Annotated in this window: 22 protein-coding genes and 3 pseudogenes; 11 read left to right on the top strand and 14 right to left on the bottom strand. The window is 61.1% G+C overall.

Annotated features, from left to right (window positions below; translation table 11 throughout):
- Window positions 1–9 precede the first annotated feature (9 nt).
- From HOY44_RS21865 to istA, 5 genes are all read right to left on the bottom strand, one after another.
- A complete protein-coding gene (locus HOY44_RS21865; protein ID WP_167646928.1) occupies window positions 10–675 on the bottom strand; it encodes a L,D-transpeptidase in 666 nt (221 codons plus the stop codon).
- 189 nt (window positions 676–864) lie between these two features.
- Entirely contained in the window at window positions 865–1,599 is a 735-nt protein-coding gene (locus HOY44_RS21860; protein WP_287437867.1) for a cytochrome c biogenesis CcdA family protein, read from the bottom strand.
- Window positions 1,600–2,046 carry a hypothetical protein gene (locus tag HOY44_RS21855; RefSeq protein WP_287437865.1) on the bottom strand — a complete coding sequence of 149 codons (447 nt, stop codon included), beginning with the start codon at window positions 2,044–2,046 and terminating at the stop codon, window positions 1,600–1,602.
- A 124-nt stretch (window positions 2,047–2,170) separates the two neighbouring features.
- A complete protein-coding gene (istB, locus tag HOY44_RS21850) occupies window positions 2,171–2,899 on the bottom strand; it encodes an IS21-like element helper ATPase IstB (protein ID WP_083783480.1) in 729 nt (242 codons plus the stop codon).
- Window positions 2,832–4,397 (bottom strand): IS21 family transposase, encoded by a 1,566-nt coding sequence (gene istA / locus HOY44_RS21845; RefSeq protein ID WP_008335500.1) that lies wholly within the window; start codon window positions 4,395–4,397, stop codon window positions 2,832–2,834. The genes istB and istA overlap by 68 nt, the downstream gene beginning before the upstream one ends.
- Window positions 4,398–4,576: 179 nt before the next feature.
- Here istA and HOY44_RS21840 point away from each other — a divergent pair.
- Both HOY44_RS21840 and HOY44_RS22730 read left to right on the top strand, forming a co-directional pair.
- Window positions 4,577–5,595, top strand: a pseudogene (locus HOY44_RS21840) (IS110 family RNA-guided transposase).
- Between the two features lie 673 nt (window positions 5,596–6,268).
- Window positions 6,269–6,349: pseudogene (locus HOY44_RS22730) on the top strand (IS6 family transposase); the annotation flags it as partial.
- Between the two features lie 103 nt (window positions 6,350–6,452).
- Here HOY44_RS22730 and HOY44_RS21835 read toward each other — a convergent pair.
- From HOY44_RS21835 to HOY44_RS21825, 3 genes are read right to left on the bottom strand one after another with little or no spacing between them, the layout of a single operon-like run.
- Window positions 6,453–7,754 (bottom strand): TRAP transporter large permease, encoded by a 1,302-nt coding sequence (locus HOY44_RS21835; RefSeq protein WP_138421457.1) that lies wholly within the window; start codon window positions 7,752–7,754, stop codon window positions 6,453–6,455.
- Between the two features lie 9 nt (window positions 7,755–7,763).
- Window positions 7,764–8,285 (bottom strand): TRAP transporter small permease, encoded by a 522-nt coding sequence (locus HOY44_RS21830; protein ID WP_138421458.1) that lies wholly within the window; start codon window positions 8,283–8,285, stop codon window positions 7,764–7,766.
- Between the two features lie 10 nt (window positions 8,286–8,295).
- A complete protein-coding gene (locus HOY44_RS21825; protein ID WP_138421459.1) occupies window positions 8,296–9,270 on the bottom strand; it encodes a TRAP transporter substrate-binding protein in 975 nt (324 codons plus the stop codon).
- Window positions 9,271–9,849: 579 nt separating this feature from the next.
- Here HOY44_RS21825 and HOY44_RS21820 point away from each other — a divergent pair.
- The 9 genes from HOY44_RS21820 (at window position 9,850) to HOY44_RS21780 (ending at window position 20,537) form a co-directional block, all read left to right on the top strand.
- Window positions 9,850–10,806, top strand: a complete 957-nt coding sequence (locus HOY44_RS21820; protein WP_138421460.1) for a LysR family transcriptional regulator — start codon at window positions 9,850–9,852, stop codon at window positions 10,804–10,806.
- 291 nt (window positions 10,807–11,097) lie between these two features.
- Window positions 11,098–12,822, top strand: a complete 1,725-nt coding sequence (locus HOY44_RS21815; RefSeq protein WP_138421461.1) for a thiamine pyrophosphate-binding protein — start codon at window positions 11,098–11,100, stop codon at window positions 12,820–12,822.
- A gap of 126 nt (window positions 12,823–12,948) precedes the next feature.
- Complete coding sequence (locus HOY44_RS21810; protein WP_138421462.1) at window positions 12,949–13,911, top strand: quinone oxidoreductase family protein; 963 nt, start codon at window positions 12,949–12,951, stop codon at window positions 13,909–13,911.
- A 38-nt stretch (window positions 13,912–13,949) separates the two neighbouring features.
- On the top strand, window positions 13,950–14,453 hold the full coding sequence (locus HOY44_RS21805) for a YbhB/YbcL family Raf kinase inhibitor-like protein (protein ID WP_050772051.1): 504 nt from the start codon (window positions 13,950–13,952) through the stop codon (window positions 14,451–14,453).
- 246 nt (window positions 14,454–14,699) lie between these two features.
- Window positions 14,700–16,190, top strand: coding sequence for a flavin-containing monooxygenase (locus tag HOY44_RS21800; RefSeq protein WP_008335497.1), 1,491 nt, complete (start codon window positions 14,700–14,702; stop codon window positions 16,188–16,190).
- A gap of 103 nt (window positions 16,191–16,293) precedes the next feature.
- Window positions 16,294–17,073, top strand: coding sequence for a TRAP transporter substrate-binding protein (locus tag HOY44_RS21795; RefSeq protein WP_008335495.1), 780 nt, complete (start codon window positions 16,294–16,296; stop codon window positions 17,071–17,073).
- A gap of 185 nt (window positions 17,074–17,258) precedes the next feature.
- Window positions 17,259–18,857 carry a fatty acyl-CoA synthetase gene (locus HOY44_RS21790; protein ID WP_008335492.1) on the top strand — a complete coding sequence of 533 codons (1,599 nt, stop codon included), beginning with the start codon at window positions 17,259–17,261 and terminating at the stop codon, window positions 18,855–18,857.
- Between the two features lie 259 nt (window positions 18,858–19,116).
- Window positions 19,117–20,367, top strand: coding sequence for a hypothetical protein (locus tag HOY44_RS21785; RefSeq protein WP_287437855.1), 1,251 nt, complete (start codon window positions 19,117–19,119; stop codon window positions 20,365–20,367).
- A complete protein-coding gene (locus HOY44_RS21780) occupies window positions 20,346–20,537 on the top strand; it encodes a hypothetical protein (RefSeq protein WP_287437853.1) in 192 nt (63 codons plus the stop codon). The genes HOY44_RS21785 and HOY44_RS21780 overlap by 22 nt, the downstream gene beginning before the upstream one ends.
- 204 nt (window positions 20,538–20,741) lie before the next feature.
- Here HOY44_RS21780 and HOY44_RS21775 read toward each other — a convergent pair whose 3' ends face one another.
- The 6 genes and pseudogenes from HOY44_RS21775 to HOY44_RS21750 all read right to left on the bottom strand — a co-directional run bounded on the left by HOY44_RS21775 (window position 20,742) and on the right by HOY44_RS21750 (window position 25,035).
- Window positions 20,742–20,897: an FCD domain-containing protein gene (locus tag HOY44_RS21775; protein WP_287437851.1), complete on the bottom strand. Its 156-nt coding sequence runs from the start codon at window positions 20,895–20,897 to the stop codon at window positions 20,742–20,744.
- Entirely contained in the window at window positions 20,884–21,255 is a 372-nt protein-coding gene (locus tag HOY44_RS21770; protein WP_287437850.1) for a FadR/GntR family transcriptional regulator, read from the bottom strand. Before HOY44_RS21770 ends, HOY44_RS21775 begins: the two co-directional genes overlap by 14 nt.
- 71 nt (window positions 21,256–21,326) lie before the next feature.
- Window positions 21,327–21,485: pseudogene (locus tag HOY44_RS21765) on the bottom strand (GntR family transcriptional regulator); the annotation flags it as partial.
- A gap of 130 nt (window positions 21,486–21,615) precedes the next feature.
- Complete coding sequence (locus tag HOY44_RS22725; protein ID WP_287437848.1) at window positions 21,616–23,127, bottom strand: AMP-binding protein; 1,512 nt, start codon at window positions 23,125–23,127, stop codon at window positions 21,616–21,618.
- Between the two features lie 11 nt (window positions 23,128–23,138).
- The gene (locus HOY44_RS21755) at window positions 23,139–24,029 is read right to left on the bottom strand and encodes a MaoC/PaaZ C-terminal domain-containing protein (RefSeq protein WP_161353803.1); all 891 of its coding nucleotides are present in this window, start codon (window positions 24,027–24,029) and stop codon (window positions 23,139–23,141) included.
- Window positions 24,016–25,035, bottom strand: a complete 1,020-nt coding sequence (locus HOY44_RS21750; protein ID WP_161353802.1) for a hypothetical protein — start codon at window positions 25,033–25,035, stop codon at window positions 24,016–24,018. Before HOY44_RS21750 ends, HOY44_RS21755 begins: the two co-directional genes overlap by 14 nt.
- Between the last annotated feature and the right edge of the window lie 2 nt (window positions 25,036–25,037).

Below are 25,037 nucleotides of genomic sequence, written 5' to 3'. Positions count from 1 at the left end.
CGCGCGCGTTTAGCTGCGGGCGGTGACGCTGTCCTCGGCCGAATAGAGGTAGGCCGTCGATCCGAGCTCGACGTTTGGGTAGAGGTCGTTGATGTGCGCCATAACCATGCGCACGCAGCCGGAACTTGCGCGACCACCAATGCTGCTCGGATGCGGAGAGCCATGTATCCGCAAGTATGTGTCACGATCGCCGACAAAGAGATAAAGGGCACGAGACCCGAGCGCATTCTTCGGTCCAGGCTCCATGCCGTCGGCAACATCGGCATATAGTTCCGGATCGCGGTCGATCATGTTCTGCGTTGGCTGCCAATGCGGCCACTTGACCTTGCGCTTGATCGTATATGTGCCCGGCTCGTATAGATTGCCACGCGCGATCGCCACACCATAGCGCATTGCCGTACCACCTTCCTCGATGTGATAGAGATAGCGCGCCACCGCATCCACATGGATGTCTCCAGGGACGAGGCCCGCATTGGCGGCGACACGTTGCGGAAGAAAGCGCGGATGCAGACCCCAGGGATTGGACGTGGCAGGATCGTAGCCAGGCGGCGTGACTTGCGCGTCCCATTCGGCCTTTTGCGCTTCCGTGGGCCAAGAGTCGGCGAATGCAGGGCTGGCCAGCGATGCCGAGAACAGCGCGGTGGTCGATTGAATGAAATGCCTTCTCGTCAACATGTTCAACGTCTCCTTCGTAATTGTATGGTGGGCCGCGCAATATCCCGGATACATTGTTGCGAGCCCGAGAGGGTTTGAGGTTGCGTTGGCAATTTGCTCGCGGCACTGGCGTTTGTAGAGGGCTAACGTCTATAGCTACTAGAGGTTCAAGAAAAACTTTCGTGACCCGACAAAACAGCTTCTCGCCGGTCAGCCGATACGTCCGAGAATCGGAAACGCATCGAGCATCCAGTATGACAGCGCGCTCAACTGTCCTGTCATCATCGCAATTCCCATCAGGATCATCACCACACCGGCCGCTTGGTGAAGTCGTCGACCGACGCGACCTATGGCCCGCAGTCGCCCAGCGATACGGTCAGTGAAAGCAGCAACAATGAGAAAAGGAACACCGAGACCGGTTGAGTAGACAGCGAGCAAGACCATGCCTTCACCGATCGTCGTGCTGGCTGCGCTGGCTGTGAGGATCGCGCCGAGAATAGGCCCGATGCATGGCGTCCAGCCAAAGCCGAACGCCAGACCGAGCACGTAGGAAGCGGTCGCCTGACCGCCGGGGATATCGAGATTAAAGCGAAAGTCACGTTCCATGACCGATACCCGCGCTGCTCCGATCATGAACAGTCCAAACAGGATGATGATAGCGCCGCCAGCCAAGTTCAACTCGTAGCGCCAACGCAGCAGGGCTTGACCAAGCGCCGTCGCCGACGCGCCGAGCGCGATGAAGATGGTTGAGAATCCCAGCACAAAACAGAGGCTCAGCCACACGGCGCGCGAGGTGGATGCAGATGCGATACCGCCATCGGCCGCCGTGCGTCCTGCAACGTAGGACACATATCCAGGGACCAGCGGAAGAACGCAGGGCGACAGGAACGAAATCGCACCGGCCAGAAGGGCCGCGGTCAGGCCAAGAAGAGAGACGTCCACCATCTACTTCCGCCCCCCGGAGAAGAGCTGGCTCAACGGAAGCCTGATCGCCAGGAGATAGGCAACAGACGGAACCACCATCCATTGCAACAGCGGCGTAAGGCCGGCATCGAGTACCGGAACCACTGGCATGATGTCGCGATAGGCCCTGGCAGCGCGGATCACGATATTCAGCCATTCGCTGAAGACCGTGTAGGAAACGCCGAGGACCACCGCGAGAAGGATGACAGCTCCTGCCCGAGTTGTCGGCCAAGCCTGCCCACCGACGATGAATAGCGAGAGCAGCAGTGTGCTCATGGCGATCAGCAAGTCTCCGCCGGTGCAATGGACGACGGCGAAGGCAATCTCGCTCCAACTGCCTTCGACCCAGATCGTGTAGAGCGGGATATGGGCACTTTCCCAGAGAAGGTGTCCAATCGCGGAATAGATGAAGTAGCGCCGGATTGTCAATCGGCATTGAAGTTTGACCCCCTATCGGCATCCAATATTGACCCCCTTGGTGGTGAGCAGGCCCGGCGCTGCGTAGCCCTCACATAGCGCAGCGGCGGCGGGCCTGCGGGGTTTCGGGTTGGCGCTATGCGCGGTTCTTGAAGCGCCAGCTTTCGTTACCGGTTTCGACGATTTCGCAATGGTGGGTGAGCCGGTCGAGCAGTGCGGTGGTCATCTTGGCATCGCCGAAGACGCTGGGCCATTCGCCGAAGGCCAGGTTGGTGGTGACGATGATGGATGTGCGTTCGTAGAGTTTGCTGATCAGGTGGAACAGCAATTGGCCGCCGGTCTGGGCGAAGGGCAGATAGCCGAGCTCGTCCAGGATCAGGAAGTCGAGGCGGGAGATCAGGTCGGCGGTCCGGCCCTGGCGCTCGGCGCGGGCTTCGGCATCGAGCTTGTTCACCAGGTCGACCACGTTGAAGAACCGGCCCCGGCGCCCTGCCCGGATACAGGTCCGGGCGATGCTGACGGCAAGATGGGTTTTGCCGGTGCCTGTGCCGCCGATCAGGACGAGGTTGCGCTGATGGTCGAGGAAGTCGCCGTTGGCCAGGTCGCGGATCAGGGTCTCGTTAACCTCGGCGGCCTCGAAGTCGAACTCCTCCAGTTCCTTGGCGAGCGGCAACTTGGCGATGGTCATTTGGTATTTGACTGACCGGGCCTGCTTCTCCCTGATCTCGGCGGTCAGCAGGTCACCAATGATCTGTTGCGGCTCGTGCTGGCGTTTGACGGCGGTGGTCAGGACCTCGTCATAGGCGGCCCTCATTCCGTAGAGCCTCAGCTTTCCCATCGCGTCGATTACCTCGGATCTTTCCATTCTGTGTTCTCCTCAGGCTGTCATATCGGTTGCAGTCGGCAATGGGCTCGCAGGCCAGCTTCAGCGCATCCGGGGTGGTGATTGTCAGGGGTGGTGGCGGCTCGCGGTGCCGGGCCAGGATGTTCAGCACGACGCCTGCGGAATGGACATTGTGCGACAGGGCTTCGGCGCAGGCCGCCTCGACCGCATCAATCCCGTCGGTCAGCACGGCGCTCAGGATGTCGACCATCTGCCGGTCACCGCCCGGCTGGCGTTCCAGCTTGCGCCACACGCGGCGGATTGGCACCGGCAGCTCCCATTCCCTGAAGGGCGCCCCGTTGCGAAGGGCGCCGGGTTTGCGGGCCAGAACGGGGATGTAATGCAGGGGATCGAAGATGGTTTTGTCCCGCCCGAAGGCCCGCTCATGCTGGCCAACGATTTGCCCATCCTGCCAGCATTCCAGCCGGGCGGCATAGGCCCTGATCTCCACCGGCCGCCCGACCGCCCGGGCATCGACCGAGTAGCGGTTCTTGTCGAACCGCACGAGGCAGGTCTTGGACACCGATGCGGGAACTGCATGGAATCCATCGAAAGGGCCGACGTAAGGCACAAGGCTCGGGCGCTCGTCCTCGAACACCTCCCAGATCGTCTTGTCGCGCAACTCTGGATGTTTGTTCGCCTTGGCATAGGCCAGGCAGCGATCCTCCAGCCAGGCGTTCAACTCGGCATAGGATTTGAACTTCGGACGCGGCACGAAGAAGCGCCGGCGGATCACGCCGACCTGGTTCTCGACTTGGCCTTTCTCCCAGCCCGAGGCCGGGGTACAGGCCACCGGGTCGACCAGGTAATGGCCGCACATCTGCTGGAACCGCCGGTTATAGGCCCGATCCTTGCCAATGAAGATCGCGTCAACGGCGGTCTTCATATTGTCGTAGATGCCCCGCGCACAGGCCCCACCGAAGAAGGCAAACGCCTTGTCGTGGGCGTCGAACACCATCTCCTGTGTCTCTCTGGGATAGGCCCGCACAAACGGCATCCGGCTGTGGCTCAGGCGCACATGCGCAACCTTCACCGTCGTGGTCACGCCGTCAATCAGGACAACCTCATGGCTCCAGTCGAACTGATAGGCTTCGCCCGGGTCGAAGCTCAGCGGCACGTAGGCAGCGGCGGAAGCTTCCCGGGTCGCCTTCGACCAACTCGCCGCATAGCGCCGCACCGCATCATAGCTGCCGTCATAACCCCGGTTGCGCAGCTCTTCGTAAATCCGAACCAGTGTCAGCCGCTGGCGTTTGGGTTGCCGGTCATTCTCAGCCAGCATCTCATCCAGATCGGACCGCCACGGGTCGATCTTGGGGCGGGGCTGCGTGGACCGGTCATAGCTGAACTCGGTTGCCCCGGACCGCACCACCTTCCGCACCGTGTTCCGTGATACCCGCAGCTCCCGGCAGATCTGCTTGATCGACTTCCCCTGGATGAAATGCGCCCGCCTGATCTTCGCAATCGTCTCCACAACCAACATCCCCAAATCGCTCCCTCAATCCTTTGAGGAAGCTTCTGAACAGAAATATCAGGGGTCACTTTTGGACGCCGATTACCCCAATACAGGGTCAATCTTGATGGTGTGGATGCCCCCACCCGACGGCATCGCGATGTGCCAAGATGGTGATGTTGAAGTCACCATAGGGAGAGGAGGCATCCATGGATGAGATTAGCATCGTCGGCGTCGACCTGGCAAAGCAGGTTTTCCAGATTCATGGCGCTACGGCGGACGGGCGCGCGGTTTTCCGCAAGAAGCTGTCGCGGCCACAGTTCGCGAAGTTCATGGCGGCACTGCCGCCATGCATCGTGGCCATGGAGGCTTGTGGGACAGCGCACTACTGGGGCCGGGAACTCGCCCGGCTCGGCCATGAGATCCGGCTCATCCCGCCCGTCTATGTCAAACCCTTCGTGAAGCGGCAAAGAACGACGCCGCGGATGCGGAAGCGATTGCCGAGGCGGTCCAGCGACCGAACATGCGGACGGTGGCGGTGAAGAGCTCCGCACAGCAAGCCCGCGCGATGCTCTTCCGGACCCGCGATCTGCTCGTTGGTCAACGCACCCAGCTGGTCAACGCACTGCGTGGCCATCTCGCCGAACACGGCATCGTTCTGGGTAAGGGCATCGCCAACGTCGAACGTCTCGCCCTTCGTCTGGAAGACGATGACCTGCCGGACTTGGTCCGGCACCTGGGGCGGATCTATCTCGATCAGATCGCGCAACTGGGGGCTGAGATCGAAAAACTCGACAAGCGCATCGTCGCGGCCGCGAAGCAAAACGGGAGGCCGAAGGCTGCAGACCATGCCTGGGATCGGCCCGGTCTGCGCGATGGCGATTACGGCCTTCGCGCCGGACATGCGTGAGTTCCGTAGGGGCGCGACTTCGCGGCCTGGCTGGGACTTGTGCCACGACAGCATTCGAGCGGCGGCAAGCAGAAGCTGGGCCGGACCTCGAAGATGGGGCAGCGCGACATCCGACGCCTGCTGATCGTGGGGGCGATGTCGATCGTCCATTGGCGAGGTCGCGACGGCGGGCGGCCAGGATCATGGCTCGCGCGTATGCTGGCCCGAAAGCCGCGCATGCTGGTGGCTATCGCGCTGGCCAACAAGATGGCACGCATGGTCTGGGCCATGCTCGTGCGCGAAGAGGATTACCGAGATCCGACCGGCGCGGTCTGCTGACCGCGGCGCGCGGAGCGTCGGCGATGTGAGGAAAGCGACGACCCGTATGGGCAAATGATCGAACAGATCCGGGTTGGGAAAACCAGTGGCGTGCAACGAGCTGCGAGCTCGCAATTTTGATCTGGTCCCCAATCCGCGCATCACCATACCGGCCCGCGGCATGTCTTGGCCGCACCTGAGAGGCCTGAAACATGACCGCACTCGATCACGCGCTCAAAAGTCAGAGAAAATCCTTGCATCGAAGGGGGCATCCAAACATGCATGCCGGTTCACAACCCAAGACGCCGTGCACGCCGTTCGTACAAAGTTCGGAGTCAGTCTGGAGCAGGAGCCCGTGATCTACTGATCCGCACCACCCGCTGACAGGACAGCCTGTCGTCGTCGCGCAGTGGCCGCCTAGTCGACCTGGGCTTTGTCGGACAAGACGACACCGTGGACCTGTCGGGCCTGTTCCGAAGAAACCAATCCGGAATACAAATCATCGACGACGGCTTCCAGGCTCCGCTCTAGCGCGGAGCCATACCCGCCCCGCCCCGGATGTGAACTGATGAATACGGTCACCGACGTTCAGCCTTAGTCCGCTGACCACGCGGTGTTGTCACGTTCACGGGGGCGAGGTTGCCGGTTTGTTAATCTGTGCGTAAGCGGCGTAGACCTCTCATAAGAGAAAGTCCGGCGCCGTACCGCTCTTACTATCCGGTATCACCGCCTCGAAGCTTTCGATGCCTGGAAATCGCCGGCGCATGTCGCCTGAGCAGCCAACCCGATGCCAAATTGAAAATTCAGCGAATTCACGTGACACCACCCAACATGCGACAACACCTAGGATGTCCCAGCTCCATATTTGGACGCATGCTTCAGAACCTCAGACTTGGCAAATAAAGGGCGATCTGGGGGAAGACGAGCAGTAGGGCGATCCCGAGCAGCATGGGGATCACGAAGACGATCGCGCCCTTTGCCGTTTCCGTGATCGACAGGTCGGGCACAACCGTCCGCAGGACGAATAGGTTCAGTCCGACTGGCGGGGTGATGGCGGCGATCTCGATCTGGATGGTCACGATCACACCGAACCAGATCGGGTCGTAGCCGAGACCGACGATGGTATCGAGAAAGATCGGCACCACGATCACGAGAATGCTGAGCGGATCAAGGAACATACCCATGATCAGGAGCAGAATGTTGATCGTCACGATGATGACCCATGGCGGGACATCAAGACCGGTGAGATAGTTCGAGATATCCTGCGGCACGCCAAGACGCGTCAGAACGAAAGAGCTGAAGAGCCCGCCGACAAGAAGCAGCATGAACATCCCTGTCGTCCGGACGGTCTTCTGCAGCGCTTTCGGCAAAACACCCCCTTTTAGTTTGCCAAGCGCGAGCGCAACCAGTACCGCCGCTGCCGCTCCGAAGGCACCCGTCTCGGATGGGGAGGCGATGCCCGCGTAGAGGGCACCGATGATCATTACGGCGATCAGGACCGTCGGAAAGGCTTCGGCGCTTGTCTTGACCCGCTCGGTAAAGCTGACCCTATGCGTGATAGCCGGAGCGATCGACGGGTTCATGAGGACTTGCAGGATCACCGTGCCGGACAGCAATGCGGCCATCATGAGCCCCGGCAGGATCCCGGCAAGGAAAAGCCCCCCGATGGACGTTTCGGTGATCACTCCGTAAAGGATCATCGGCACGGACGGCGGGATAAGGATGCCGAGCGTTCCCCCGGCGGCCGTAGCACCCGCGGCCAGGCTGCGGGCGTAGCCGTGCTTGGACATCTCGGGGACGGCCATTGCGCCGATTGTCGCTGCGGTGATCGGGCTCGAGCCGCAGACCGAAGCGAAACCTGCGCTTGCGGCAATGGTCCCGATGGCAAGGCCGCCGGGCAGCCGCCTGAGCCATATCGCAGCCGCCCGGAAGAGAGCGGCACCGAGGCCGGATAGCGCAATCACCTCGCCCATCAGAACAAAGAGCGGCACGATGACGAGCACGAAGCTCCATGTCTGCGAGTATGCGATGTTCGCGATCTGGACGACGGCTCGGGGTGACACGAAGGCTGCCGTACCGACAATGCCGATGAGACCCATGCTAACCGCAACCGGTATGCGAAGCGCCAGCAGGAATATGAGTGCGCCAATGAAGGCGCTGAACCAAAGCAAGGCTTCCATGTGAATTTCCTAGTCTTGTTCCGTGGCGGCGAACCGCTGTTGTGCTTCGAAAAGTCGGAGCACAGCCGTAAGCACGAATTGAAGGACGCCAATCGGGCCGATGACCTGTATCCACTTGAGCTGAACTGCGATCACCGCAGTGGCTAGGCGGTTGTCGGAAAAGGCGCGGGACGTCAGCTTCCACAGGTACCAGCAGAAGACGATCCCGAAGATGAGGCAGGCGATGGCGGCAACGTGATCGAGGTACTTTCGGATCCAATTGGGAAGGAAGCCTTCGAACAACTCGACCGTTACATGCTGTCCGGACTGAAGCGCAGGTGCCAGCGACAGAAAGACAACGTAGGTGAAGGCAATCTGAGCATAGTCGTGCGCCCACATCTGCGGTTCGCCAAAGGCGCGGGCCAGGGTTGCGCCCACCACGATCAAGCCGATGGCGGCGATCAGAAGACAAGCGACGAAGGTGAAGAGGGCGTTTACGCCCTCTACCGTTCGTTTGAAGCCCAGGTAGGGCTGAGATTGGTAAAATGCCATCTCGGCACTCTTACCGACCGAAAGCGTAAAGCGTGTCGACAAGATGCTTGCCCAACTCGTCGGTCACTTCGCCCATGGCTTCCTGATAAACCGGGTCCCAGGTTTGCAGCAGGTTTGCCAACTCTTCGTCGGTGACCTTATGGTAGGTTGCCTTGGCCTTGATGTTCTCGGCTTCCTGGACACTCACTTCGCGAAGCTGCTTGGTGCCCTTCACGGTGGTCTCGTTCGACAGATCGGTGACGATCTTCTTCTGCTCGTCCGTCATGTCGTCCCACACGTCCGCGCCGACCAAGGTGATCAACATGTTGCCCGCGAACCCGTAGTCCGAGAAGTAGGGAGCGACTTCGTAGAGGGAGTTGGACAGGTAGATCGATCCCGAGATCAGCGCGCAATCGATGGTGCCGTTCTGCAAGGCCGGATAGATGTCCGACGCTGGCAGAGAAACAGGACTCGCGCCAGCCGCTTCCATCTGCTTGGCCTGCCAGCGGCCAGCGGTCCGAACCTTCTTGCCGCTCCACTCTTCCACGGATTCGAGGATCTCACTGGTACAAGCCAGGCCGCCCCCGAAGGCGGGCATGATCCAGAGCGCCTTTGCATCATGGGGCGCCAACAGCTTTTCTACGTCGGGAAAGATCTGTGGCATCGCCTCTTCGGTCAGCGGATTATTCACCGGGACGCTGAGGTTCAGCTCCAGATAGCCAAAGGCCGGGATCGTACCAGCCATGGCCGAAGCCACACCCATGGCGGCTGGAACCACGCTGCCTTGAATGGCATCGAGCGTTTCCGGAATCGTCACTAGGGCCGAGTTTGCGACCGGCTCAAAAGTGATCTCGCCGTTCGTCGCGGCGGATACCGCGTTGGCCCACTCGATACCGATCTTCGAGAATTCGTTGGTCTCGTTGAATGGCAGTGAATACTGCATGTCGGCTGCGGCTTGCGTTCCGATGATGCTCGCAATTAGCGCACCTGTCTTCAGTTTTGTCATTTCTGTTTCCTCCCATTTGGTTGGCTGTCCCCGTCACTGCGATCGGTTGACGCCCTTTTCAGGCCTTGCGCGCAGCGCAGAGGCATGAATTCACTTCCGGCCGCGTTGGTCGGCATTGGGGGTCTCGTGAGGCGGCGCCGGTGGCGTCACAGCTAGCAACATGGATGATGCGATGCTGTCGATTACGACCTCAGGGCATTCAGGCCTTGCCATTTTCCTCTCCTCCCGGTGCGGTGGCCCTGTGGGCCAAACACTCCGGCTCCCCTCTCCTGACCCCAGCACCGGTCCTCTCCGGTGCCTGCGGACTCGCCGATGCTGCGGGTTAGATTTCGTCCAGATAACTGCCGGTCTTCCGGACCCGCCGTGCTCCCTACGCACAGGGTTCGGTCGCTCATCGGCCGGACGTCTTGCCCTTGGCTCTGAAGGGTTCAACACGTGCGAACCCAGATGTGTCCGGATGTGTTGCGGTCCCTTGCGGGCGGTCGAACCACCCTTCAATTCGATATTGCGTAGATTTCTAAGCTATGCAAATTGATATTGAGGGGCGGCTTTATTCGCGTGGTGAATTTAGGGGGGAGCATGCACGGCTTGAACAACTTGGACCTGAACTTGCTGAAAGTTTTCGACGCGATTCAGCAGGAAAGAAGCGTTTCGATCGCGGCGGATCGACTCAATATGACACAACCAGCGGTCTCCAACGCCCTCAACCGGCTCAGGCAGACGCTTGGCGATCAGCTTTTCGTGCGGACGCGCAACGGAATGGAGCCGACGCCCCTGGCCCAGATGATCAGCAATCCGGTGCAACAGGGACTCAAGGGAATTGAGACCTCTATCATGCAAGGGTTGTCCTTCGTCCCGGCTGAGTCGACCCGAGCCTTCACCATCCTTGCGACCGACGTGGGAGAAGAGACCTATATCGCCGCACTTATGAAGGTTCTTGAGACCGAAGCGCCGAACATAGAGATCAGCGTTTTCGAAGCGCCCTTGGACGAATATGAAACGCTCCTCGAATACGGATACGCCGACTTCGCCATCGGCCGGCTGGAGATCTCCGAGCGCTTCAGCCGAGAGCACATGGCAAGTTGCCGTTATTCCGCACTGATTTGCTCCAAACACGCGCAGAAGATAGGAGTTACGGAAGGCAGCACGATCCCGCTCGACGTCTACCTGGCACATCGTCATATCAACGTTCTGACACGGGCCACGCCTGCGCATCGCCATCCGGTCGATGTCACCCTCAAGCAGATGGAGCGCCCCAGAAAGATAGCGCTGACCCTGCCTCACGCGTCCGTACTCTCAGAAATCCTTCTCGGCACCTCACTGATTGCCACGGTCCCTGACCCGGCCGTGGCGCCGATTCGGGCACGGGCGGACCTCGTCAGGGCGCGCCTGCCGTTCGAGACAGAGACGCTTCAGGTGCTGTTGATTTGGCACCGGCGCCAAGAGATGGACAAGGGCCACACATGGATCAGAGAGCAAATCTTGAAGCTGCCGATGGCGGCCTGGAACGTAAAGGATGTCATTGAACCGCGGTGATCTGTGCCCAATGTCTTCATGTTGAATGTGTCGTGCCTGCTTTCATTGGGGCAGATTGTTCGTCAATAATTTCAGATTGTTGCGTTAGGCCGCGACGTGACTGGAAAATCCACCGAAACAAGCTTTATTCACCCTCGTGATTTTATCTGAAGATTAAATCAATTTGAGTAACACCGATGGCCATGCCTACGCTGTCCTCAGGATGACAGATTACTAGACCGCATTCGGCGCCGAGCGAGGACGACGCAGGAACATGGTCAGGTCATCCAAAATTCTGGAGGAGGAAATCGAATGGGAAACCTTCGAAACGACGCCATTGATGCACAGACCGCCCGGCGTGCCGACGCGGTTCACACCGGGGCAGACCTGCTGATCGACACGCTGGTCGGACTTGGCGCCGAAAAGGTATTCAACATCACAGGGCTTGGAATGCTGGGACTGGCCCGCGCCCTGATGACCCGCCGCAAAGAGATAAATTGCGTAAGCCATCTGAACGAGACGAACCTGACCATGATGGCGCAGGGCTACGCACGTCAGACGGGCAAGCCGACGTTCTGCATCGTGTATCACGCCTCCGGCACCGCTCTAGCGATGATGTCGGTCACGACGGCCTGGGCGGACAATATTCCCATGGTGATAGTGTCGACGACCGGGTCGCGCACGACAAGCGGACGTGATCAGTATGCCGCGACTCCTCGCTCATTGACCGAAATGAGCGCGCAGTTCACCAAATGGAACTACGACATCACGACGCCTGAGCGCATTCCCGAAATCCTTGCCCGCGCTTGGGAAATCGCATCGACCGCGCCCATGGGCCCGGTCCATATCTCGATCCCCTCGGACCTCTACGATATCGAATTGTCCGGCCCCCCGCCCCGCGAGGACTACGCGCGGATGCGTACGTTCGACGCGCCGGTCGCGGACGAACTCGGGTTGGCGGAAACGGCACGGCTTCTGGGCGAAGCGCGTCGGCCGGTGCTGCTTTGCGGCAGTGAGGTCGGGCGTCTCCGGGCCGTCGACGAGATGGTCGCACTTGCCGAGGCAGTGGGCGCTCCGGTTGTGTCCGAACAGGATCCTTCCTTCATGGGGTTCCCGACCAGCCACCACCAGTATGTCGGCACTCCGGCGAACAATGCCGCGATCCTAGCTGAGGCAGACGTCGCCTTTGCCATCGGCTATGAGTTCACCGAAAAAGGCGTGCCCGATGAAAAGCGGATGCTGCCGTCCGGGACGCGGCTGGTTACGCTGTCGGTCGATCCGATGCTGACCGCCAAGCAACTCTGGCCGGACGTGGCCCTGCACGGTCATCCGAAACCAAGCCTCGCCCGGCTGGTCGAGATATTGAAGCACACGCCTGTCGCCGAAGACGCACGGGCACGCAACCGCGAGATCTGCGCCGCACCAAGACAAGCCCGGCAGACCGCGATCGAAGAGGCGGACGCGCTACCAGGCGATCAGTCCCCAGTGCCGCAAAAGAAACTCATCCGCGAAGTGTACAAGCAGTGCGGATCCGACTGGATTATCGTTCAGGCAGGCAGCACCCTCGGCTGGCATGTCGAGACGATGTACGACTTCGACGACCCTCTGAATTTCCACGCCGTATCTGGAAAAGGCAGTGCGCAGGGATGGGGCGCGCCGACGGCGATTGGCATGCAGATGGGCGCCGAGGATCGACGGGTTCTCGCCTTCCTCGGAGACGGGAACCTCATGTTCAGCGCTACCTGCATGTGGTCGGCTGCGCAGCAGAACCTGCCTGTGGTTTTCGTGGTGAACAACAACCAAGGCTGGCTCTGTGTCCCGGATGCGATCGATGCGGTCTACGACATGTCGACCGGTCTTCAGGAACGCAACGAAATGGCATGGACCTGGGAATCCGCACCGGTCGATTTCACCCAGTTCGCTCAGAGCCTGGGTCTTGAAGCCAAACGTGTGACGACCGCGGATGACCTGTCGGCCTGTCTGAAGACGGCAAAGGCAAGCAATCGGCCCTGGCTGATCGAGGTGGTCGGCGAATAGCGCCGGCCTGCGCGCCGGAGGGCGCCATCAATCAAAGCCATCGGGGCCCCGACCCCTAATCCTGCTGCCAAGGGCCGACGGCCCGGCAGCGGGCCGGACCTGAACGACTTCAGCAATGGATACGCGATGAAAGCGGCCTTCTACACCGAAACCGGCGCACCGGAAGTCCTGCAATACGGCGATGTCGAAGACCCGACATGCGGCCCGGCGGACGTCGTGATAAAAGTCAGCGCCATCAGCATCGAAGGCGGTGATCTCCTGCATCGGCGGATAACGCCGGTGGACGGAGCGCGACGGATTGGCGGTTATCAGGCCGCCGGGACCGTCACCATGGTCGGACCCGAGGTCAAATCACTGCGCCCCGGCGACAGCGTTGTGGGGTTCAACTTCTCGTGCTCTCATGCCGAACTCTTCGCGGTTCCCCAACATTTCGCCTACCCGGTCCCCGCCGGTACCGATCTGAAGGCGATGTCAACAGTGCCGGTTGCTTTCGGAACGGCGCATCAGGCGCTCTTCGAATACGGACAGTTGAGATCGGGTGAAACTTTACTGATCCACGGCGCCTCCGGAGGGGTGGGTATCGCTCTCGTCCAGATCGCCAAGCGGGCCGGCGCCCGGGTGATCGGCACCGCTTCTTCACCCGAGAAGATCGCCGCCCTCAAGACGCTCGGTCTCGATATCGGTATCGACGGCAGGACGGGCGACATCAGGGCCGAAACTCTGGCGGCGACCCGGGGATATGGTGTCGATCTAGCGATCGACCTTGTCGGTGGCCCCAAGTTTTCCGACTTATTTGCCGCCATTCGCCCCCGGGGTCGGTTGGTCATGGTCGGCATGGCAAGCGGCGTTCAACCCACGCTTGACCCTGCCGCGATCCGACAATCCGCGGTCACGGTCACAGGCTTCATCTTCGGCAAAGTCATGCACCTTCCCGAAATCGGACAAATGATTTCGGGCCTGCTTTCGGATGTCGCCGCCGGAGAACTCGTGATGCCCGTGGAAAAGACTTTCCGACTGAGCGAAGCTGCCGCGGCGCATCGCCATGTCGAAGATAACCGCCCGTTCGGGAAGGTCGTCCTGATCCCCTGAACAGACCAAACCTAAGCCAGCAAACAATGGAGTATACCATGGCAGACGCGACAGCGAGCACCTTCAAGATAAATGTCGTAGGCATTCCTGAAAACGAAACGATCCCCGAAACCTTCGTCTTCAATGACTGGGGCTGCACCGGCGACAACAAGTCGCCCGGCTTGGAATGGAGCGGGGCGCCCGATGGGACCAAAAGCTTTGCCCTCACGATGTACGATCCCGACGCCCCGACCGGCAGCGGGTTCTGGCACTGGATCCTCTTCAACATCCCCGCCGGGACAACCAGCATTCCGGAAAACGCCGCAGCGACCGGCGACCTTCCGATGCCGACTGTTCAGGGCCGATCTGACTGGGGCGCCCCGATCTACGGCGGTCCGGTTCCGCCACCGGGCGACAAGCCGCACCGCTATGTATTCACATTACACGCCCTGAGCGTTGAAGCTCTGCCGCTCGACGATCAGGCCTCGGCCGCGATGGTCGGCTTCATGGTTCATCAGAACAAGATCGCGTCGACCACCTTCACGGCATACTACGGCCGCTAGTCCCGACGCCGCCCGATTGCACCGGCCGGAGGAGGAGATCGGCCCGCAATCTTAAGGTGAAATCTGGATGTCAGGCCCCAGGGCCTGACTGTCCCGCCCGGATCGGACTTTCGGCACCGTCGTCCGGATGAACGGAATGACCTGGCCTGAAGACGCCGAACCGCGCCGAATAGGGAGGAATAGCATGCAGGACGACACGGTACGCCCCGACACCGGTTTCCAAAACGGACATGAGAGGGTCGGATCATGAGCGACGACACCTTGCTGGACGTGCTCATCATTGGCGCAGGACTAGGCGGCGTCGGAACGGCTGCGCAATTGATCGAAAGCGGATACGACAACATCGCCGTCATCGAGGCCGCAGATAGCGTGGGCGGCGTCTGGCGGCAGCACCGATATCCCAATATCGCCTGCGACACGCCGATCGACCTTTACGCCTACAGCTTCTACCCCGGCACCAGTTGGTCGACCAATTTCGCGCCAGGCAGCGAAATACTAGCCTATCTCCGCGACCTCGCCGACCGGTATGGCGTGACCCGCAAGACGGTGTTCAACACTCGCATCAGTCAGGCCACCTGGAACGATGACGCCGGATGCTGGCGCGTGACGAGTCGCGATGGCCGGACTTGGGCCGCACGGATGCTGATCTGGTCCGGTGGCCTCCTCTCGCAGCCGACCCTGCCTGAGATCAAGGGCCTCGACGGGTTCGAGGGCCAGTCCATCCATACCTCTTTCTGGAACGACGATATTGACCTCGACGGCAAGCGGGTGGCCGTCGTCGGTGGCGGTGCGACCTCAATCCAGGTGGTGCCCTATGCGGCGAAACATGCTGAAAAGCTTTATGTTTTTGTGCGTACCCCCTCCTATGTCATGCCGCGTCCGGACATCTCTTTTGCGGATATCGATCGCGACAGCGAAGAGTTTGCCAGTCAGCAACTGGAACGGCGCAAGGAATGGTTCGACCGTTTCGAAGTGATCGCCAAGTCCCGGTTTCCGATGAACGGCGCCGTGATCGCGGAACAGGAAGCGGCTTGGCGCAAGCTGTTTGACGAACAGGTCAAGGATCCGCATGCCCGCGAGGTGCTGGCGCCGAAATACCGGTTCGGGTGCAAGCGACCACTCTTCAGCACCGACTATTACCCGGCTTTCGAACGCGACAACGTCGAATTGATCGGACGCGGTGTGTCCGGCCTTTCGGAGGACGCGATCGTCGATGTGGACGGCGAGCGTTACCCGGTCGATGTCGTGATCTGGGCCACCGGTTTCGATCCAGCCGGGATGATGGGCGACCTGACCATCACCGGCAGCCAAGGCCGTGTCCTCGCGCAGGAATGGCAGGAGGTCCCGCACGCCTATTTCGGGTCCATGGTCGAAGGGTTTCCTAACTTCTTCATGATCTGCGGCCCGAACGGCGGCGGCGCGTCGGTCACCGACATGGTCGAGGCGCAGACCCGTTTCATCCTTGATGCAATGAAGCAGGCCGAAGATCGCGGTGCAGACATCCTCGAGGTCGACGAAGCGGCTTATGCCGCCTTCAACGACGATATCCAGGCCAGGGCCGATGCCAGCGTCCTCGTTCAGGGGAACTGCGTGTCCTACTACCGGGTCGGCGGCACCGGCAAGGTGTTCACTCACTGGCCCGACACCATCGAAGCCTTCCGCAATCGCGTGAAGAAGGAAGCGCTGTCCGGCGTCCGGTTCAGGGCGTCAGACTCTGCCGGTCCTGCATCGGTTTGACAACACGCGGGGCCGAAGGCCTGCGCGCCTGTCGGAGGAGGCAGACGCGCTCGCTGATACAAGTGCGCGGCAATCAGCCCGCACCAACCAGGGAGGAAAACACATGAAGAAATTTGCAGTCATATCGGCAAGTGCGCTGTGTCTCGCGACGGGGGCGATCGCCGAAGAACATCCCTACTCGCTCCCCTTCAATGCCGCGAACGAATTCTCGCAGATCGGGGTGACATGGGCTGAGACCCTGGCCGAGGCCACCGGCGGAGAGGTGCAGTTCGAGGCCGCTTTCAATGGTGGTTTGGTCTCGATCCCCGAAGCGCTCGACGCTGTGGGCAGCGGCGTGCTGGCCTGTCGCGACGCCTTTGTCGAAACCATAGACGACTGGGCGGGAAAGAAGATCCGAGCAGCCGGACGCTGGCAGGCCAAGCAGGTCGAGATCCTTGGCGGCAGCCCAGTCGCCCTGCCGGCCTCTGACGTCTACACCGCACTTCAGACTGGAACCGTCGACTGTTCGCTGACCGTTCCAACGATCTACCTTGCAAGTTCAATGTACGAGGTCGCGCCGTATTTCTCGGGCTACCAGCTGACCGGCAATGCCTTGATTACCGTTGTCGGAATGGATGTCTGGGATGCGCTGAGCGAAGAGCAGCGGGCAACCGTCGAACGCGTGTCCTCCGAAACAACATTGAGTGGAACGAAAGGCCTGCGCACCATCAACGAGACCGCGCTGACACAGGTTGAAACAACGGCCAACCTCTATCGCGTGACCGAAGAGAATCGCCAACGTCTCGCCCCGGCCTGGGACCCGGTCTTTGCCGAACTCGCGTCAGAGATCACTGACGAAACCAGCAAGAGCCTGGTGACCACATTGACATCGCTTCGGCAATAATTCGGGCGCCCTGCACTTGCCGGTCGTACAAGCGTGCGGTTGGCATTCAAGGGCATGGCCGGCTCAACCACCGGCCAAGCCTAACGCAATAGTCGCAACATTCCGAGGCGGACAGGGCATCAAAGCGACACAGAGATTTTCAGGAGGGTTGCCCGCATGGCGACCGTGACAGGGAGGGCAAAACCATGAACACAGGTCTCGAGATTCAGACCGGCGCAGAGCAGCAAAGGGCACGCAGCCAGCAGCTGGGCGATCTGCTGCGGCGAAGCGCGGCCCGGTATCCAGACCGGCTCGCCCTCGCCTTCCGCGAGCACCGGGACACATTCGCCGATCTGAACGACGTGGTGAACCGGACTGCGAATGCACTGATATCGCTTGGCATATCGAAGGGGGAAAGGGTTGCCATCCTGTCACGCAACAGCCGTGCGTTCGTCATCGTCCGCTTTGCGCTCGCAAAGATCGGGGCCATCGCAACGCCCGTCAACTTCATGCTGAACGCCGAGGATGTCGCCTACATTCTGGATCACTCTGGGGCCCGTGGCCTGATCTGCCAAGATACGCTCTGCCCGGTCGCGGAGGAGGCGCTGGACCGGATCGGGGGCGGCCCCGACATTCTGCTCTCTATCGCGCATGGGGGCGGAGCGGTGTCCGACCGGTGGAGCCCGGTCGAAGACCTTTTTGCCTGTGCCGATGCCTCCGAGCCTTGGACAGATGTCCAGCCCGACGACCCGATCCAGATGATGTACACCAGCGGCACGGAATCCCGGCCTAAGGGCGCGATGATGAGCACTTCCGCGCTGCTCGATCAGTACGTCACCGTCATCGTGGATGGAGAGATGCAGCCGGACACTGTCGAACTTCACTGCCTTCCGCTCTTTCATTGCGCCCAACTGGATTGCTTCCTGACCCCCGACCTCTACCTCGGCGCGACCAGCATCCTGCATGATGGGGCCGACCCGGCGGCCATGTTCGCCGCTATCGAGGCGGAAAAGGTGACCAAGCTTTTCTGTCCGCCCACGGTCTGGATCCTGCTGCTGCGCCATCCCGAGTTTGACAAGCACGACCTGTCGAGCCTGCGTCAGGGCTATTACGGCGCCTCTATCATGCCGACCGCCATCATCGAGGAATTGTCGGCGCGACTGCCGAACATGCGGCTCTACAATTTCTATGGCCAGACCGAAATGGCGCCCTGCGCGACAATCCTCAGACCGGAAGAACAGCTGACCAAACTAGGATCCGCGGGCCGTCCGGGCCTGAATGTCGAGACGCGTGTGGTCAACGATCAGGACGATGAGGTCCCGGTCGGGGAAGTTGGCGAGATCGTGCACAGAAGCCCCCACCTTACGCTTTGCTACTATAACGACCCCGATAAGACGGCAGAGGCGTTCCGCAACGGCTGGTTCCACAGTGGCGACCTCGGACGGTTCGACGAGGATGGGTATCTTTACGTCGTCGACCGCAAGAAGGACATGATCAAGACCGGCGGAGAGAACGTCGCGAGCCGCGAGGTCGAGGAGACCATATTTCGACATCCCAAGGTTGCAGAGGTTGCTGTCTTCGGCGTTCCGCATCCGAAGTGGATCGAAGCCGTCGTCGCCGTCGTGGTGCCAAAACCAGGGCAGAATGTGACCGCCGAAGAGGTTACCGATTACTGCCGCGGCGCGCTCAGCGTATTCAAGACACCCAAGCACATCGCCCTGCGGGACAGCCTTCCGAAGAATGCGAGCGGGAAGATCCTGAAGCGTGAGCTGCGTGAGGAGTTCGCTGTATTATTCGAAGGGTAGAGTAACCATAAACGCTGATTAATCAAAGAGATCAGCGTCGCGACTTTTCAGCTGTTCCGCTTTGGCAACGGCCCTAAAATCTTGTGTCTGACGTCCGGAGCCGATCAGCAGTTGTGCATTGGCGCAATTTCGAAAAAAACGCTTTGACCTTACGCAAATATGAACTTGACACTCATAAATTTAGCCATCTACGTTTATTGACAGGATGGCGGGACGAGAGGAGCTCTGCGCCATCCAAAACACAACCTGGAGGAGAACCATGTTTCGATTTTCATATCGGGCGGGGCAGAAGATGCTTTGCCTAGCGCTTGCGGCCAGCCTTGCTGTTCCTGTCTCGGCACAGGACAAAACCCCATACCGCGAGCACAGTGGCGTTCTGCCCGACGGCACTTCCTGGCTCATCCGCGTCCCCGAGAACTGGAACGGCCGCCTGCTGCGTGATCTCGATTTCGCCAGCTGGATCCATGTCCCGGGCTTCGCGCCCCGTTATGATGATCTGCTGGCGCGCGGCTATGCCTTTGCCGGTACGGCGCGCCATCCCGTGAATTTCTGGCAATACGACCCGCAGCGCGAGATCTTGAACCTCCAGACCGTTCAGGACACCTTCACCCAGCTCGAAAGCGAGCCCGACATGGTGATGCAATACGGATGCTCCGGCGGCGGTCTGGACAGCCTCGCCTCGGCCGAAGATTACCCCGACAAGATCGATGGCTCGGTGGTGCTTGCGGCCCATACACCGGTCTGGATCATGAACAGTTTTCTGGACGGCTGGTTCGCGATGCGGGCGCTGCTGGCGGAAGATTTCGTGGCACAGGGCCTGGGCCAGGCCTCGGATCTGACGGTGGCCGGTCTGCCGAACGCAGGCGCGGGCGGCGATCGTAACCTCGACGCCATCCGGGCGTCGTGGAAGAGCGCGATCGAAAACGCGGGCAAGACGCCCGAAGGTCGCGCCCGTCTGGCGCTCGCCTTTGCCATTGGTCAGTGGTCGCCCTGGATGGTCGAGGGAACCGACCTGCCCGACACGTCCGATACCGCCGCGATGGCTGACATGGTGGTAAAATCGGCGATGCGTATTGCCGGCAATGTCGGCGGCACCGCGCGGCTGCTCTTCGAAAATGCGGCGTCGGGTCAGCAGTTGTCCGGAAACGAAGGCGTCGACTACGCCGCGTTCTACGCCAACGCCGCACCGGCGATGAAACAGCTGGTCGAGGCGCTTTATGCCGAAGCCGGGCTGGACCTTCAGGCCGACCTTGCGACGATTGACGCCGAACCCCGGATCGCGGCGTCGGACTATGCGCTCGACTTCTGGGCCGGGGACGGACGCACCACGACCGGAGAGCTCGAAGTGCCCGCCATACGGATCCACATGCTGGGAGACTGGGCCATCCCCTATTCGCTGATGCAGGGGTACGAGGCGCTGGTCGAACAAACCGGCACCACCGACCTCTATCGGCAGGCCCTCGTTCAGGGACCGGGCACTGCGAATTCATGGCCGCAGAAAGCAGCGTGATCGTTGAAATTCTGGCCGAACGGATCGAAACCGGCACCTGGCCGGAGGTCACGCCCGAGGCACTCAACACGGCCGCGGCCGCGCTGGAGACGGGATCCGATCCCCGCTTCGTCGAATTTGGCGACTGGCGCGTTGGGGCGTACAACCGTCCCTGGACGCCGAGCCAATGACCCTCGCGGGGTCTGCCCACCTGGGTGGACCCGCCCCTAGCCTGACAGGAGCTCGACGTTGCGCGTCAGCAAGACAGACTACCGGATCAGCATCGCCAGTAGGAATTCAGGCGACCGACAGACACATCGGATGACGACCGGCGCGAGACCTCCCGCGCCGGCTTTTTCGTAATCTAGGGCACGCTTGGAATGCCTATCGTGTCATTATGTGGAGACGAAGGGATTGATCTCGAAATCGTAGGGCAAGCCGACGAGGTCCCAACCACGTTTGAGGTCCGCGACGTGCCGCGCCATCCAAAGCTCGGCCTCGTCCGGATCCTGCCGCTCGACGGCGTCGAAGATCTTTTCATGCGCTGCCATCTCGCGCGGCCGGGCCTGCTCGAGCACCGGTTTGAGGTGCCGCGAGGCCGGAAAGCAACTGCCCGATCGGGAAACGGGTCAGTAGAAGCGCGACATTGTTGCTCGCCTCCGCAATCAATGCGTGAAACGCGAGGTCGATCTCGTAATCCGCCCGTCCTGTTTCCATCGCATCCCGGAATTCGATCAGGTTTGCCCGCAGCGGAACCAATTGATCTTCTGTCCGGTGGATTGCCGCCAGTCTCGCCGAAAGCGGTTCGACCTCACGACACACCTCCCAGAGTTCGAGGAACGTAATGCGTGACAGGACCATGGCATCGGTGGCGCGCGGCGCGATCTGCGACGTGTCCGGGATCGACACGAAAAGTCGCCGGCGTCCCGAACGCCGGACCAGCCCGTCGGCTTCGAGCTGACGGATCCCTCGCGCACGGTGGACCTGTTGACCCCAAGTTTCTCGGCAAGACTGAGCTCCGACGGAAAGGGCTCACCCGGTTGGAGACTGCCCGACAGGATGAGTTTGCGGATCTCGCGCGACACGACCTGATAGGCCGGCGGCGCCGACAACGCCTCGATTTTTAGGTCTTGAACCATTGTGCTCCCATAGTTCCGCGCACCGCGCCGACCTTGATCACCGCAAGGTGTCAGGCCGTCTTGATGTCCCGCAGCACGTTCTTCAAGACCTTGCCGTTCGCATTGCGCGGCAATGGCCCATCCAGAAAGGTCACGAGGTCGGGAACCTTATAGTCGGATAGTCGGGCAGAACAATAATTTTGATCTCGTCCGCGTCCACCTGATTTCCATCCAGGAAAATGTAGGCGTGCACCCGCTCGCCCAACACGTCGTCAGGGACGCCCACCACTGCCGCTTCAACGACCAAGGAATGCGACGCCAGCACGTCCTCGACCTCGATACAGTAGACCTTGAAGCCCGCGCGGTTGATCATGTCCTTCTTGCGGTCGAAGACGCGGACGAAGCCATTCTCGTCTTTGAACCGATGTCGCCCGACACCCAGTATCCGCCGGTGAACCCCTTGGCATTGCCTTCCGGGTTCTCCCAGTATCCCGGCACCACCATCGGTCCTCCGATCAGAAGCTCTCCGCTTTCGCCGGGGCCACTTCACGACCAGCGTCGTCGACCACGATGATGTCAGCAAGGGGCAGCACCTGTCCCACAGTATCGGCATGTTCTGCGATCTGGCCGCCCGGCATGATGGTGACCGGCGATGTGGTTTCGGTCGACCCGTAGACATTGTGCAGCACCATGTTCGGCAGGTCCTTGCCAGCGCCGCAATTGTGGATTGCGGCATAGGCGCACCGCCGAAACCGGCCACCCTCCAGCAGTCCAGATCAAAGGAACGGAAATCGGGGTCGAGCAGGCACAGATTGTACATCGCGGGAACCATCAGCGAATAGTTGATCTGTTCCTTCGCGGCCATTTCAAGGAATCGGCGCGCCTTGAACTCGCGCACGATGACTGTCGTGCCGCCGACGTGAATAGCCGACAGAATGATGGCGATCAGGCCGGTAACATGACTCGCCGGGACTGAAAGGAAAGCCACGTCGCCCTCCTGCAATTTGAAGGCCCAGGCGTAGTGCATCACCGAATGGATGCTCGACACGTGGGTCAGCATTGCGCCCTTCGGCTTCCCCGTGGTGCCCGACGTATAAAGCAGGCAGAGCGTATCCTCTTCCTCCACATGAGGAAATTCAGTTCCGGCTTTCGCGGCTGCCGGAATGGCGGACAAAGGTTCGGACTCCGGATAGCCTCCGTCCTCGCCGACCAGATAGACAGCCCGCAACTGCGGCACATCTGACCTAGGCGGGATGTTCTCGGCATGTTTCGCGTCAGCAATGAGCGCCGAGGAGGTGTTCTGGTTCAACACGAACTCGATTTCCGGCATCCGCTGCCGGGTGTTGAGCGGGACCGAGATCAGCCCGGCCCGCGCAATGGCCAGGACCGCCACGACAAACTCCAGCTCGTTGCCCATCAGCAGAGCGATCCGTTCACCGGGTTGGAAGCCGAGTGCCATCAGGCCCGACGCCATCGCCTCGACCTGACGGTCGAGGTCCGCGTAGGTGACACGCCGCTCTTCGTCTATGACGGCGACGCGGTCGGCGAACCCTGCCACTGCCGTGCGAAACATCGCGTCGACGTTCCGGGGACGGTCGGCAAAGCAGCGCACCACCCGATCTCCATATAGCACCTCGTGTCTGATCCGGGGCAGATCGTTCATGTCATCCTCCATCACGTCGTACTCTGTTCGGCCCGGCCAGCCGCGTCGCGGGCTACTTCCGGGGTGTCTTTTGGCTCCGCAGCAAAGCGGATTTCTCCGTTGTCGATTACGACGCGGCCACGGCTATGGGCGCGGAACGCGACCCCCCCGGGCTGGTCCCAGACTTCCAGCACTATCATGTCGCCAGGAAAGACCGGTGCGGTGAACCGACAGTCCATCGCCTGGATCGAAACTCCAGGGCGTTGCTCCATGATGGCCCGGCAAAGGTGGCCATAACTGGACAGCCCGTGCAGGATCGGGCGGTCGAACCCGGCATCCCTAGCAAAAGCGGGATCCACATGCAGCGGATTGTCGTCACCCAGAAGCCGATAGATCAGCGCGGCATTCGCTGCCGTGGGAACATGCAGCACTATGTCGGCTGCGCGCGAGGGTAGAGGCCCGGGCGCGGGCGGGCGGCCGCCCGGGCCACCGACCCCACCATCACCACGGCACAGGGCGCGTTGCGTCACGGTCGCCAGATGCCGACCGGTGGCGGCATCGCGCACCTCGCGTTGACTGATCACCAGCGCCCCGCGCCCCTCGCCTTTATCGTGTATGGCGACGATGCGCGGCGTTGCGATGACATGACCCGCCACGGGCAGATCGCCGAACAACTCGAAGCGCTCCGATCCGTGCACCGTGAACCGGTCGTCCAGATCGATCTCGGGGCGTGCGTACCAGTTTCCCGGATAGGCCGTCACGGTGGCCATCGACGCAATCGCCCGAAGGTCCCGCTCGTAGACGAGATCCAGGGCATCCGGGCCGGCGCCGACCCCGAGCGCGTACAATATGGTGTCGCGATGGTCGTAGCGATGCTCAACCGGCGCGAAATCATGGGACATCAGCCTGTCATAGCGCGACATGATCGGTCTCCTGTCTTACGGGAACGCCTTCGATCCATGTGCTCAGCACCTCCGGGACCGTACCGGCGCCAGGTCTTTTGTCGAGGATCGCGAAGTCGGCGTAGAACCCCGGCCGAAGCATTCCGCAAATATCGCCGACCCCTGCCCGCCGCGCCGCGTGGACTGTCAGCGCTGGCAGTCGGTCCGCAGACAGAGGCCTGGCACAAGCAGCACCGGAGACTGAGGTTTCTTGGTCCAGCGATTGTATCGTCGTGTCAAAGGATGTGTCTGTGGTAATCTGGCTGGCCAGTCGGATTCCTTCGCCCATGCGGTCTGCTTGACTGGCAAGAGTGTGGGGATCCATGCCTGAACCCGACGTAACGTCGTCCAGAACGACGGCCCAGCCTGCGCGATGCAGGCGCGCTGCTTCGGCTAGCGCCGCCTCAACCCCGCTGCCCGCTACGGATGGCAGAGGCACGCGCATGGTGTCGTACCGGATCAAATCGTGACCCATCCCCGGCGCCAGCGGCTCGCCTTGCCAATCGGCCCGCAGCGCCGGCCCGATGCCGCCCCGCAGCCTGAGACGATGCCGCCGCAAAAGCAGCTCTGCCAAACGGTCATGATCCGCCCAGTCCGCGCCGAGGTCCAAGAGTTCCACGGTCGTGATCCCCTGACGGACCAGCCCTGAAATCCACAGATCAAGGCTCAGCGCATCTCGGTCGGGCGGCAGGCGCTGTCCCGTGGCGATGAGCCCGGGCACCACAACGCGCCCTTCCAGATCGGTGACGCGAGTCATACGTCCGCGGGCAGGGATCAGCTTGTCCGCCGCGCCGACATGCTGAATCACCCCTTCACGGATCGCGATGGCGCCGACCACCGGACGTAGCGGATCCATCGTCAGGATGGGTCCGCCATGAAGGATCAGGTCTGCCGGCAGATTCGCACCCGGCGCCAGCCCCCCGCGACCAAGCTGGGGATCGTAGGGGACGGACGGCCCGAATGCGGCCTGCTCGCAAAAACGGCACATGA

This window comes from Maritimibacter sp., from assembly GCF_016774595.1.
Classification (GTDB): Bacteria; Pseudomonadota; Alphaproteobacteria; order Rhodobacterales; family Rhodobacteraceae; genus Maritimibacter; species Maritimibacter alkaliphilus.
Note: the sequence above shows the minus strand (reverse complement) of the source record. Positions and strands in the feature narration are given on the sequence as shown.

Bases quoted from the DNA above. Each gene is read 5' to 3' on its own strand.
- HOY44_RS21865 (WP_167646928.1), bottom strand. From the start codon at position 675: ATGTTGACGAGAAGGCATTTCATTCAATCGACCACCGCGCTGTTCTCG.
- HOY44_RS21860 (WP_287437867.1), bottom strand. From the start codon at position 1,599: ATGGTGGACGTCTCTCTTCTTGGCCTGACCGCGGCCCTTCTGGCCGGT.
- istB (WP_083783480.1), bottom strand. From the start codon at position 2,899: ATGGAAAGATCCGAGGTAATCGACGCGATGGGAAAGCTGAGGCTCTAC.
- istA (WP_008335500.1), bottom strand. From the start codon at position 4,397: ATGTTGGTTGTGGAGACGATTGCGAAGATCAGGCGGGCGCATTTCATC.
- HOY44_RS21835 (WP_138421457.1), bottom strand. From the start codon at position 7,754: ATGGAAGCCTTGCTTTGGTTCAGCGCCTTCATTGGCGCACTCATATTC.
- HOY44_RS21830 (WP_138421458.1), bottom strand. From the start codon at position 8,285: ATGGCATTTTACCAATCTCAGCCCTACCTGGGCTTCAAACGAACGGTA.
- HOY44_RS21825 (WP_138421459.1), bottom strand. From the start codon at position 9,270: ATGACAAAACTGAAGACAGGTGCGCTAATTGCGAGCATCATCGGAACG.
- HOY44_RS21820 (WP_138421460.1), top strand. From the start codon at position 9,850: ATGCACGGCTTGAACAACTTGGACCTGAACTTGCTGAAAGTTTTCGAC.
- HOY44_RS21815 (WP_138421461.1), top strand. From the start codon at position 11,098: ATGGGAAACCTTCGAAACGACGCCATTGATGCACAGACCGCCCGGCGT.
- HOY44_RS21810 (WP_138421462.1), top strand. From the start codon at position 12,949: ATGAAAGCGGCCTTCTACACCGAAACCGGCGCACCGGAAGTCCTGCAA.
- HOY44_RS21805 (WP_050772051.1), top strand. From the start codon at position 13,950: ATGGCAGACGCGACAGCGAGCACCTTCAAGATAAATGTCGTAGGCATT.
- HOY44_RS21800 (WP_008335497.1), top strand. From the start codon at position 14,700: ATGAGCGACGACACCTTGCTGGACGTGCTCATCATTGGCGCAGGACTA.
- HOY44_RS21795 (WP_008335495.1), top strand. From the start codon at position 16,294: ATGAAGAAATTTGCAGTCATATCGGCAAGTGCGCTGTGTCTCGCGACG.
- HOY44_RS21790 (WP_008335492.1), top strand. From the start codon at position 17,259: ATGAACACAGGTCTCGAGATTCAGACCGGCGCAGAGCAGCAAAGGGCA.
- HOY44_RS21785 (WP_287437855.1), top strand. From the start codon at position 19,117: ATGTTTCGATTTTCATATCGGGCGGGGCAGAAGATGCTTTGCCTAGCG.
- HOY44_RS21780 (WP_287437853.1), top strand. From the start codon at position 20,346: ATGGCCGCAGAAAGCAGCGTGATCGTTGAAATTCTGGCCGAACGGATC.
- HOY44_RS21775 (WP_287437851.1), bottom strand. From the start codon at position 20,897: ATGGCAGCGCATGAAAAGATCTTCGACGCCGTCGAGCGGCAGGATCCG.
- HOY44_RS22725 (WP_287437848.1), bottom strand. From the start codon at position 23,127: ATGAACGATCTGCCCCGGATCAGACACGAGGTGCTATATGGAGATCGG.
- HOY44_RS21755 (WP_161353803.1), bottom strand. From the start codon at position 24,029: ATGTCGCGCTATGACAGGCTGATGTCCCATGATTTCGCGCCGGTTGAG.
- HOY44_RS21750 (WP_161353802.1), bottom strand. From the start codon at position 25,035: ATGTGCCGTTTTTGCGAGCAGGCCGCATTCGGGCCGTCCGTCCCCTAC.